Source organism: uncultured Oceanicoccus sp., assembly GCF_963968385.1.
In the GTDB taxonomy this organism is placed as follows: domain Bacteria; phylum Pseudomonadota; class Gammaproteobacteria; order Pseudomonadales; family Dasaniaceae; genus Oceanicoccus.
This window is the reverse complement of sequence record NZ_CAXAHB010000008.1, coordinates 24,335-35,780: the sequence shown is the minus strand read 5'-3', so window position 1 is coordinate 35,780 and position 11,446 is coordinate 24,335. Positions and strand designations below refer to the sequence as shown.

Sequence of the window (11,446 nt, the reverse complement as noted above, 5' to 3'; positions counted from 1 at the left end):
TACTGCCTCGGTGATCAGTTTTATACTGATCCCTTTTATTGCCAGATTCTTTACTGCCGAGGACTTTGGTGTAGCGGCTTATTTTATATCGTCTATCGCAATATCGGTTCCAGTGGCTACATTATGCTATGAGAGGGCAATTATTTTGCCCAAGGAAACGCAGGGTGCAGAGCAATTATTCCAGCTATCGTTGCTGATATTAGTGATAGCTTCATTGGCAGCGTTTGTATTCATAGCTACTTTATCGGTTTTTCAGATTGAAATTGCGGCCCTAGATAAGTTGGGTATATGGATCTGGTTTTTGCCTGCGGGCTTGCTCGCTGTTGGTATTATCAATATCGTGGAAAATTGGTTGGTCAGAGTGAAGGGCTTTTCTATAATTGCTAAGGCTGACGTAACGAATTCTCTTGGATTAACTTTATCGAGGTTGTTGCTTGGTTTTTTCTTTAGTTCGTCGGTTTGGGCTTTGATTGTAGGTTATTTTGTTGGTTTAAGTCTAAAAGTATATATGTTGCTAACGTCTGTTTTATCGCCAAAAATCAACATGCTCAAATTACAAAAGCATGGACTGATAAAGGCTGCCAAGGAATATGAAGACTTTCCAAAATTTAGTGCGCCCACAAGGTTTGTTAGGGCATTTTCTAAAAATATGCCGATAATATTATTGGGTGCGTTCTTCTCCCCTGCTACTGTTGGCCTCTATGCAATGGCTAATCGAGTTGTGAATATGCCAGTAGATATAGCCGTCACGGCGTTCAGAAGAGCGTATTTACAAAAGTCAGCAGAGTGCTTGAACCATGGCCAAGCACTGTTTGGAAATATGCTTAAGTATAGCTTGATTATGTTTGTCGTTGGCCTAGTTCCGTTTGGCTTGCTATGGCTAAAAGGCGGATTATTAATTGGGTATTATTTAGGCGGCAGCTGGGCTGATGCCGGGCAGTATGTAGAGGCCTTAACTCCCTATCTATTTACAGTATGGGTGGCCACCCCAACGACAGCATTGGTTGTTGTATTGCGTAAGCAGAAACTATGGTTTTGGATTCAGTTGTATATCACATTAGCTGTTCTTGTGACGTTTTTATACTCTGCTAATTCTGGTTTGTCGCCTATAGAGACGGTACAAAATTTTGTATCGAGCTATGTTGTGGCGAATATAATTTCTATTATGATCATTGGTATCGTCGTGTTTAACAATGATAGGCATATGGTGAGTAAATGATTAAATTTGTACTCTTAGGCGTACAGCGTACTGGGACAACAGTTCTACGAACAACCTTGAATAATCATTCAAAGATTCGCTGTACAGGTGAGGTCTTTAAGATCGGAACATGGAATACTTCCGCTTATGAAGGTGATTTGGGTTATGAGGCATTAATGCGTAATAGCGTAGCAGGCCGAATTCGACACTATATTGCTCGAGGGAGTAATACTACACAGTACTTAGACAAGCTCTATATGCAAAATGGCTATGAAGCAATCGGTTTCAAGTTAATGTTTAATCAAACAGGCAGATTCCCTGCGATAATTCCATACCTCAAGAGCAATAAAATTAAGCTTATCCATTTAGTTAGAGAGAATTATCTTAAGACACATATATCAGCGTTAATGGCAAATAAAAGGGGGTTTCACAGCACTAAAGCGGTTAAACAAATAAAGCTGATAATGCCAGTCCGAGATTTAGTATATCGGCTAGATTGCATAAAAAATGAAAGTGATCAGTGGGCTAATATATTTAGTGAGAGTGACAATTATTTGCGCGTCACCTATGAGGACTTTATGAAAAGCCGCGATGAGCAAATAAGCAAAATTGTCGATTTTCTCGGCATAGAAAAAGAGGAAATCTCCTCAGACCTAGTTAAGCTGACTTCGGATGATTTATCCGAAGTATTAGAAAACTATGAAGATGTAAAAAGCAAGCTTTTAGGAACGCAGTATGAAGCGTTGATATAGTAGAGCAATGATAAAATATATGATGATTATCCCTGGTCGGGTATAGATGGACATACCAACTAGTTTCGCGATACAGATAGGTATCGCTATTATTTTTGGGCTTGCTTTGTTTATGATGGTCTTTGTGCTGTCAGAAAAACATATTGTCGGCATTCTAGTTATTCTATTGCCTTTTCAGTTTGTAGATTCGGGTTATGGCAGTTTAAATATGGCGTTAACCTACATGGCAGCCTTTGGTATGTTGCTTAGAGGGAAAGTCCGTATGACGCCCCTATTGGGTGTAGTTATACTGATTGCATTTGCTTATTTGTTGTCTTTATCCCAAGCCCCCAGAGGAACATATCGAGATCATGGCTTCTATTTAATCACTGTGTTTAGTGGTTTTGCTTTGTTTTACCTGGTCTATAACTATTTTAGGCAGAGCAATGACCTACAATATTTTATCAAATTGCTTTTGATAATGAATTTTTTGGTGGCAGGCTACAGTGTTTTACTCATATTTGTTGGTACAGAAAGAGTGGTTTTTTTTGGCATTGATGAATTGTCGCTCGCCACTAATCGTGCAAAAGCCAATTCCCATCAGCGTTTGCAAGGAACCTTTGGTTCAGCTGGTGTTAATGCTTCATTCTTCGCCCTACAGATTCTTATAATGGCCTATGTATTGCTAAACGAACAAAGAAAATTCAACAAGTTTTTGATAGTGGCTATGATAGGCATCAACTTTGGGCTTATGGTAGGTACAGGCAGTAGGGGGAGCTTTCTAAGTCTAGTCGGAGGATCAATACTATTTGCCTGGCTATTTAGGCGCCAAATTGGTGTGACCCGAATAATAAAATCGGTGGCTATAATTGTGCCACTATTTGTTGCTATGTCCTTCGTAATGATAAATTACACCTCCTATGGTTCTTTATTTACTCGTTTGGCCGACACAGAAATTGATGATTCTGGTATACCTGAAACACGAAGTTTAGTAGTAGCGTTAACACTGGAGAGAATTCCTGAAGCGATGGTTTTGGGCCATGGTCCGCGCCTTAAGCTGATGGATGAAACCCGCCATGTGCCGGGCTATAAGCCGTTGGGGGGGTATCCGCATAATTTAGTTTTATATCTATTATATACGGTTGGTTTTATGGGGCTTTTTGCTTGGTCGGTTTGGTTTTTTGTACTGAGCAAGCGTTTATATCAATCCCGAAGGCATCGAACCGGCGATTGGTATCTGGATAATTTGCCTACCATGGGCGTATTGATTGTCGTCGTCTTTTTGGTTGACCAAATAAAAATTGAATTCTTGCGAGCAAATTTGGGCGATATACAACATTACTATTTTTTCTTATGGGGCGCATTGATAGCATTTGCAGATAATAAGCGACAAAAATTAAATGCGTTGAAAGTCTCTAGGGTAGATAGCTGATATGGATGAGCTAAAAAGAAAGCCTATCGTGATATTGGGCTCTGGGCGTAGCGGCACGACTTGGGTACAAGACGTCATTGCTAGACAAGGATTTCGTCCGGTCTTTGAGCCTCTGCATCCCAATGTTGATTCAAGGGCCCAGAAATACCATAGTAAATACCTAGATGAAACAATGCACTGCGTCGAAATGGAGGGATTTTTTACCTCCCTATTGGCGGGAGATATTAGTAATATTTGGACAAATTATAGGATATTGCCTGATCGCATCCTGCCCAACCGTCTAACCCTGAGCACATTTAAAGCGGCCAATGAGTTAAGGCGTCGATACCTTGAGCTATGGAATAATTACAAAATATATAAGCCTTTGCTCAATAATGCTAAAAACGGCCTTGTGATTAAATTGATCCGAGGTAATTTAATGGAGCCTTGGCTGGCACACAATTTTGATCTTAGCTTACTCTATGTCGTCAGACATCCTGGAGCGATAGTTGAGTCAAAAATACGACTCGATAAAAATGCAAAAAAACATGGCTTGGTGTTTGGTGCTGATGATTGGAATCCAAAAGTCGCAATTGATCGTTATTTATCTGATGAGAAACTATGTGAAGCATTACAGCCTTATTTGACCAAGCTTGATATAGCTAGGCTCACTGAGATTGAAATGCATACTGCAGTATGGTGTATAGAAAATGCATTAGTACTGAATGGTAGTCGTAATAAAAAATCACATCTGGTCTTTTATGAAAGCATGATTGCAAATAGCAAAGACGAATGGGATAAGATATGGGGCGCTTGTGAGCGTCCTGCTCCCACAAACGATCAGGCAGTATTTTCCCCGTCGCAACAGGCTTCGGCAGATTTTAAAAATGCAGGCTCGATTGATGAAAAGCTTGGCCGATGGATGAAGCGATTTACCGATGAAGAAAAAAGACAAATGGATAAAATGCTAGATAATTTTGATATAAGCTGTTATCGCACATCGAATATTTTATCTATGTAAATGTTGCTAGGGTTTCACAGTGCGTACGATATATAGAAAATTTGAGTAATAACAATGAAAAAGAAAATATGTTTTGTCGGGTATGATAATTACCCTGTGCTAAATCCTGATGCAGGTACAGAATATTTTGGCGGTGAGTCAGTCCAGCAAACCTTGTTAGCCAAGGCGTTCCATGACCTTGGCTATGAGGTTAGTATGATTTGTGGTGACTATGGCCAGTCTGATGGTGAAGTGATTGATGGCATCACCATATACAAAACTTATGGTTCGTCTGAGGGTTTGCCCATAGTTCGTTTTATATATCCTCGAATGACATCAATTTTTGCAGCGTTAAAGCGTGCTGATGCCGATATTTATTATCAGTCGTGCGCGGGCATGATGACAGGTATGGTTGCATGGTATTGCCGAAGCAATAATAGAAAGTTCGTTTTCAGGTTGGCTCATGATAGTGATTGTATTCCTGGGCAACAGATTATTAAGTATTGGCGTGATAGAAAGCTTTATGAATATGGATTAAAACGCACCGATATGATTGCTGCGCAAGGTGTTAATCAAGTTGAGCTTTTACAAAAAAACTATCAACTTGAGAGTATACCTATCAATATGGCGGTAGAAATTCCTAAGCTTGCTCAATCAAGGCGGCGGGATATTGATATTCTTTGGGTAAATAATTTGAGAGATTTTAAGAGGCCCGAGCTGGTGGTAGATCTCGCAAAACTGCTACCTGAATTTAATATTGCTATGATTGGTGGCGCAGTCCCTGGTAATGATGAGCTCTATGATAAGGTCAAAGCTGAAGCTAATAAGCTCGATAATCTGAGTTTCCTTGGGGCAGTATCTTATCATGAAGTGAATAACTACTTTCTGCGTGCGAAAGTATTTGTTAATACTTCAGATTGGGAGGGCTTTCCAAACTCTTTTTTGCAGGCATGGATTCGACAGGTTCCGGTGTTCTCTTTTTTTGACCCTGATGGGCTTATTAAGGCAAAAGCTATCGGGGAATCGCCAGAAAACCTTGACCATATGGCAGATCTGGTAAGGCAATATCTGCTTTCGGATGATAAAGTCGAAACGATAGGCAAAAGAGGTCAAGAATTTGTATTAAATAATTACGCGCCAAAAGTGATAGCCCGGCGTTATGAAAAGCTGTTGGCGTAATACATGAACAGTAAATACGCAGCCGATAAAAAGAAAAAAAATCTGCTTTTTGTGATCCCGAGTCTTCGTCGTGCCGGCGCTGAAACTCAGGCCATAGATTTAATCAATACCGTTGATACAGAGAAATATAATAAGACAGTCGCTGTACTAAGTAGTAATATTGATCAAATAGATAGCATTGATCAGTCCATGGCAGAAGTGATTAAGTTCGCTCGGCGTTTTAAATTTGACCTATCAATTATCCGTAATCTGTCTGCCTTTATAAGCAGTCGCGAGATCGACATTATCCATTGTACACTGCAGTTCTCACTACTTATTGCTTGGCTTGCGGTCTTTTTTAGCAAAAAAAATCCGAAGCTAATTGTTGCTATTCATACAACCTTACAAAGAAATCGCAAAGATGAAATTCTTGACCGTTATCTTTACCGTTATCTACTAGCTAGGTGCAGTAAAATTATCTTTGTTTGTCAGGCGCAGGCCGACTATTGGGTCAGAAAGTTTCCAGAAATTTCCGATCGTGCTGAGGTGGTCTATAACGGTATAGATGTTGAGTATTTTAAGCGAGGCTTAATGACCAAAGAGGCAGAGGATCTGCGTCAGAAATTAATGATAGAGCCCAGCGACTGTGTCTTGACCTGTGTTGCAGGTTTTAGGCCGGAAAAAGGGCATAGGTACTTATTACATGCATTTGCCGAGCTTACGAGCCAATGTCAGCTCATACTCGCAGGCGATGGTGAATATAAAAAAGAAATGGAAAGCTTAGCTAATGTGCTTAATATTTCTGACAAAGTGCACTTTATTGGCAGTGTCTCAGATATAAGGCCAGTATTAGAGTTGGCGCATTTGAGTATTTTAGCTTCTACAGCAGTAGAAACATTTTCTATTGCAATGCTTGAGTCGATGTCGATGAGAGTACCTATGCTGGCTACCGATATCGGAGGGTTAAAAGAAGCGATATCCCCGGGTAAAAATGGCGAACTGGTTCCTATAGCTGATCAAGAAGCATTAACAATGACATTAAAACGAATGATTTTAGGTACGCAATGGTTAGAGCGGGCCGGTATATCTGCTCGGGAAGTGGTCGTTGAGCGCTTTACCATTGAAAAAATGGTTTTTGATACTGAGCATGTCATGGCAGAGGCATTAAAAAGAGTATGAGTAAACAGCATGCTCTCATAGCTTTCATTGCAACTATATTCAGTAGTATTTCCCTGGCTAACGATTTTTACCCGTTTACCATTCCCTGGGATCATGTCGATCCATTCCCCTTCGATTTAAGTGTTCCTGCACAAAGTAGAGGTCAAGTGCAGGTTGATGGCGAGCAGTTTGTATACGAAGATGGACAAAGGGCGAGGTTTTGGGGAGTAGGTATAGGCTCATCCAGTTATTTTCCACCAAAGAACAAAAAGGATGCAAAAGCTCTAGTCAATAAGTTGTCAAAATATGGTTTCAACTTTGTACGTTTTACCGGTTTAGAAATCAAGAAGTTTAACGTGTATCAGCATTGGCACAAGACAGGTGTTATTAATCCTGAGCTAATGGATGGCTTGGATTACTTTATCTTTGAGCTAAAACAGGCAGGTATAGCGTATTCCTTAACGCTGAACGAGAGTAGTGATAAAGGAAATTTAATAGAAGGATTAAATAAAAACCTGCACAAATCCAAGTGGAAAAAATATAAATTCGTCCAGCTTTTTGATCCTCGCATGAGAGATATAGTCAAAGCTTGGCATATAGACTTTTTAAGCCATACCAATAAGTATACAGGCCTAAGCTACGCTGAAGATCCAGATCATATATATATGACAGTTGTAGGCGAGGATTCGATTTTTAAGGGCTATTATGAAAAAGACTCAGAAGAGTTAAGTAAGGCAAACACTCGAACATTAGAAAAAATGTTTAACGCCTATCTACTGAAAAAGTACCAGACTGATGAAGCATTAAAAGCGAGTTGGGGTGGTGTATTATCAAGCGGCCTGTCTTTGTCTGAGAGTCTGAGTTCTGGCACGGTTGAATTTAGCCTGGCCGATCAGATAGATGGCATCAGTAAAAATAAAGCCAAAGATATAGCCCAGTTTTTATACGAGATAGACCTTAACTATGTAAAGGAAATTAAGAGCGCCATTAGGTCAGCAGGGTTCAAAGGGCCATTGGCGATGACTAATGGTTGGTATGGCTGGGGGAATATGCGGATCAATGCCGAGGAAGGTGACTTTATCGATATGCATGGATATTTTGAACATCCTATAAGATCTAATTATCGCGGAGAATACACAGAGCTAATAACTAATAAAAGCCACTTGTCAAAACCTGATGCGAAAAAAAGCATAGAGCGCAGGCGTGCATTTGGAAGAAATTTTTACAAATTTTATGGTAGTGCAATTGAAGGCAAGCCTCTTTTCCTTTCTGAGTGGAACCATGGGGGGTGGAGTGAATATACTTATGAAGGACCTGTAATATTGACAGCCTATGCTGCCTTGCAAGGATTCCCCGGAATGGTTATTCATACGCTGACTTCACACGGAAAAGATTTTAAAAAGGAGTTCGGTGAGCGTAGCTTGGCGGCATCGAATAACCCAGTTTTTATGAGTTTATCTCCCTCGCTTAGTCAGGCCTATAGACTGGGTTATATCTCAGAATCCAAAACAACCAATATAGGCACCGTGGCTGTTGATGAAAACGATTTTTGGAAGCAAGTGTTACAGCAAAAAATTAAGGTGCCTGCGACACTGCCAGATATGGATTTTGGTACTAATTTTGTTGCCAAAGCTAGGATTAGATTTATCGGAGAAAAACAAAAAAATGGCGTTATCACTACAGCAAAAGGGCGCTATCTCAGCGATACAAAAGAGATAGATTGGCAATATAGTCCCTCCAAAGAAGCTCGACTGGAAGTAAAGGCCGAAAAATTTAAAGCCCTTATAGGTCCGGCAAAAACCAAAGAAGTCGACTTAGAAGGCATCAAGGTTCAACTCGATGAACATGCTGCTATAACCGTCATTGCCCTCGATGATAGGCCGATAGCCGATTCAGAAAGCATTTTCATTACTTCTGTTAGCTCATATAAAAATAGTAGTCAACAACGAGACTTGCTGAGTCGGCATGGTGCATATAGAGATGTTGTTCGTATTACTGATGTGGGGCAAGCGCCGGTTATGTTGAAGAGGGTGAGTGGCCGAGTTTCTCTACAAGTGGATAATGGCAACGATATAAAAATCGATGCTATTATGCTGGATGGTACACTTAAACCATTAACCTATACTTTAAGTAGCGATAAAACTGGATCAAATGTCTTAGAGTTTGACCTAGGTAAAGAAGATTCTCCATGGATTTGGGTTCAGTTAACTCGCAGTTTTTAAAAAGCCGAATAGAAAGTTTATACATGATAACAAATATAATAGATATATTGCGAGGTATGTATGTTGGCCTGCCTCCTTCAGTAAAAAAAATGCTATCCCCATTATTGGTTCTATTGCCAGCTAAAAGAAAGTATGGAAAAACCTATTTGGAAATGCGAGAAATCATAGCTGCGTCTGAAGAAAATAATGAAAACGTCATTAATTATAGAGCCAATAGACTTCGTGTTATTTTCAATGCAGCGTCATCAACAAAATACTATAAAGAGAATTTTAAAGACATAGACATTATTAAAGATCTAGATTATCAAGGCTTGATACAGCTGCTGGCGCGATTTCCAATCTTAACCAAAGAGTCTATCAAGGAAAGACTCGAAGTTTTGTTATCAGTCCCAGCTGATGCTTTAGATGAAATTTCAACAGGAGGCAGTTCCGGCCAGCCATTAAAGTTCTATTTAGATAAAAACCGTAGTGTTAGAGAGTGGGCTTTTATCCATCAGATATGGTCTGCCTGCGGCTATGAAGTAGGAGAGACAAGGGCAGTTCTGCGGGGGGTGCTTATTAACAATGTCGATCAAAAGCCATGGGAGTATGATGCAGCATTATCTGAGTTGAAGCTTTCACCATTTCATCTCACTCATAAAAATATTGCCATCTTCTTTGAGGAAATTGAGAGAAGAAAAATCAATTATATACATGGCTACCCCTCGGCAATTTCGATATTAGCAAAGCATATAGAACAAAATGGATGGGGCTATGCCGACAATATCAAAGGTGTTTTTCTAATCAGCGAGCCAGTTTTCCCACATCAGCAACAGCAGATACGCCGATCCTTCAAGCATGCAAAACTTTTACCTTTTTATGGCATGAGTGAAAAGGTTGCTATCGCTAAAGAAGTTGACGATAGCGACGGGACGTATGTTTTTAATCCGCTCTATGGCATAACCGAATTAGTATCAGCTTCCGGTGAATTGATCACCACGCCGGGAGAAAAAGGTAGAATTATATCAACCGGATTAATGTGTTCCGGGTTGCCATTTATTCGCTATGACACAGAAGATGAAGCCGAATTGGTTGAGCCAGCAACAGAGAGTAATAATTATCGCCTAACCGTTAAAAATATTCGCCCGCGCAGATCGCAAGAGTATATTGTGGGAAAAAATGGCGAGGTTTTTTCTATGGCTGCAATTAATATTCATTCTGATGCTTATTCTTTAATAAAGGAGTTTCAATTAAAACAGGAAGATCCTGGCTTGGTGCAAATTTTAGTCGTGCCTAACGACGGTGTTGAGAAAAATAAGCTGAATGATTTTTTAGAAGAAATTCAGCAAAAAGTGGGTTCTAACACATCATTTTCATTGAAATTAGTAGATGAAATAGCACGAACTGCTCGAGGCAAAGCCAAGTTTATAGAGCAGCTATTAAATCTTGAAGATTATCAGTAGGTCATTATCATGATATTAATGATAGGCACCTCACTTGCAACCCGAGGCGGTGTGGCAACAGTTGTACAGTCCTATATAGATGCTGGCTTTTTTAAAGAACAAGATATTGAGTATCTGGCAACTCATTCAGATGGCAGTGGTTTAAAAAAACTAGCTGTTGCATTGGTTGGGTTATTCAGGTTCTGGCTCAAGCTACCATTAAAGAAATATAATATTGTTCATGTGCATAGTGCGTCCAGGGCGAGCTTTTACAGAAAGACAATTTTTATTATTTCTGCCAAGCTTTTTAATAAGCCTGTGGTTTTTCATTTGCATGGTGCTGAATTCAGACAGTTCTATGAACGAGAGTTGTCATCACTTGGTCGCTGGTTTGCTCGCAGCCTGCTTTTAAAATGTGATGCTATTATCGTGTTGTCCAGTCAGTGGAAGCAGTGGATAGAAAATTCTCTCGGTAGCGGGGATGTTCATGTGGTGCATAACACACTTCCTGTTGGTGAATTGACAAGGCCAAGACAGTTATCAGAGAAACATAATATTGTATTTCTCGGCCGTGTAGGTGAACGAAAGGGCGTTGGTGATCTGATTAATGCTTGTGAGTTGCTACTACAAAAAAACTATTTCTCTCTAAGTATCGCTGGAGATGGTGATGTAGAAAAGTATCAATCAATGGTTGAGCAAAAGGGGCTCTCAGCACATATTCGGTTTTTGGGATGGGTTGATCTCAAGACTAAACAGCGGTTACTTGATGAAGCTGATATTTTAACTTTGCCTTCTTATAACGAGGGGCTGCCTATGAGCGTGCTGGAGGCATTAACCAACGGCATTCCTGTTGTGGCGACCCCAGTTGGTGGTATTCCCGATGTGCTTGAGGATGCAGAAAATGGATTTATTGTAGATCCGGGTGATGCGGAGGCTTTGGCAAATAGTTTTGATAAACTATTGTCAAATTCCGATACTTATAGAGCCATGAGCGAATATGCACTAGAAAGCATGCGGGCTAAGTTTAGTATGGCTCATACTAAGAAAGCCCTATTGGAGATTTATAAATTTGTGCTTGATAAAGAAGTTTAAGGCTGCCTTGTGAAAGTTAGAGAAAAGGTTTTATGGTATGTGAATAGATTGCGCT

The 11,446-nt window shown here is 40.0% G+C and carries 9 protein-coding genes; all 9 read left to right on the top strand.

Annotated features, from left to right (window positions below):
* On the top strand, positions 1–1,219 hold a 1,219-nt coding region (locus AACP44_RS01915), incomplete at its 5' end, for a lipopolysaccharide biosynthesis protein (protein WP_339338464.1).
* Entirely contained in the window at positions 1,216–1,950 is a 735-nt protein-coding gene (locus tag AACP44_RS01910) for a sulfotransferase (protein WP_339338462.1), read from the top strand. The genes AACP44_RS01915 and AACP44_RS01910, both read left to right, overlap by 4 nt.
* A 46-nt stretch (positions 1,951–1,996) precedes the next feature.
* Complete coding sequence (locus AACP44_RS01905) at positions 1,997–3,361, top strand: O-antigen ligase family protein (protein WP_339338460.1); 1,365 nt, start codon at positions 1,997–1,999, stop codon at positions 3,359–3,361.
* 1 nt (position 3,362) lies between these two features.
* Positions 3,363–4,361, top strand: coding sequence for a hypothetical protein (locus AACP44_RS01900; protein WP_339338458.1), 999 nt, complete (start codon positions 3,363–3,365; stop codon positions 4,359–4,361).
* A 54-nt stretch (positions 4,362–4,415) separates the two neighbouring features.
* On the top strand, positions 4,416–5,519 hold the full coding sequence (locus tag AACP44_RS01895; RefSeq protein WP_339338456.1) for a glycosyltransferase family 4 protein: 1,104 nt from the start codon (positions 4,416–4,418) through the stop codon (positions 5,517–5,519).
* A 3-nt stretch (positions 5,520–5,522) separates the two neighbouring features.
* Complete coding sequence (locus AACP44_RS01890; protein WP_339338454.1) at positions 5,523–6,677, top strand: glycosyltransferase family 4 protein; 1,155 nt, start codon at positions 5,523–5,525, stop codon at positions 6,675–6,677.
* On the top strand, positions 6,674–8,878 hold the full coding sequence (locus tag AACP44_RS01885; RefSeq protein ID WP_339338453.1) for a hypothetical protein: 2,205 nt from the start codon (positions 6,674–6,676) through the stop codon (positions 8,876–8,878). Before AACP44_RS01890 ends, AACP44_RS01885 begins: the two co-directional genes overlap by 4 nt.
* Complete coding sequence (locus AACP44_RS01880) at positions 8,845–10,320, top strand: hypothetical protein (RefSeq protein WP_339338451.1); 1,476 nt, start codon at positions 8,845–8,847, stop codon at positions 10,318–10,320. The genes AACP44_RS01885 and AACP44_RS01880 overlap by 34 nt, the downstream gene beginning before the upstream one ends.
* A gap of 9 nt (positions 10,321–10,329) precedes the next feature.
* Positions 10,330–11,391 (top strand): glycosyltransferase family 4 protein, encoded by a 1,062-nt coding sequence (locus tag AACP44_RS01875; protein WP_339338449.1) that lies wholly within the window; start codon positions 10,330–10,332, stop codon positions 11,389–11,391.
* Positions 11,392–11,446 lie beyond the last annotated feature (55 nt).

Coding starts and splice junctions, on each gene's coding strand:
- AACP44_RS01905 (WP_339338460.1), top strand. CDS start 1,997: ATGGACATACCAACTAGTTTCGCGATACAGATAGGTATCGCTATTATT.
- AACP44_RS01885 (WP_339338453.1), top strand. CDS start 6,674: ATGAGTAAACAGCATGCTCTCATAGCTTTCATTGCAACTATATTCAGT.
- AACP44_RS01900 (WP_339338458.1), top strand. CDS start 3,363: ATGGATGAGCTAAAAAGAAAGCCTATCGTGATATTGGGCTCTGGGCGT.
- AACP44_RS01880 (WP_339338451.1), top strand. CDS start 8,845: ATGGATTTGGGTTCAGTTAACTCGCAGTTTTTAAAAAGCCGAATAGAA.
- AACP44_RS01875 (WP_339338449.1), top strand. CDS start 10,330: ATGATATTAATGATAGGCACCTCACTTGCAACCCGAGGCGGTGTGGCA.
- AACP44_RS01890 (WP_339338454.1), top strand. CDS start 5,523: ATGAACAGTAAATACGCAGCCGATAAAAAGAAAAAAAATCTGCTTTTT.
- AACP44_RS01910 (WP_339338462.1), top strand. CDS start 1,216: ATGATTAAATTTGTACTCTTAGGCGTACAGCGTACTGGGACAACAGTT.
- AACP44_RS01895 (WP_339338456.1), top strand. CDS start 4,416: ATGAAAAAGAAAATATGTTTTGTCGGGTATGATAATTACCCTGTGCTA.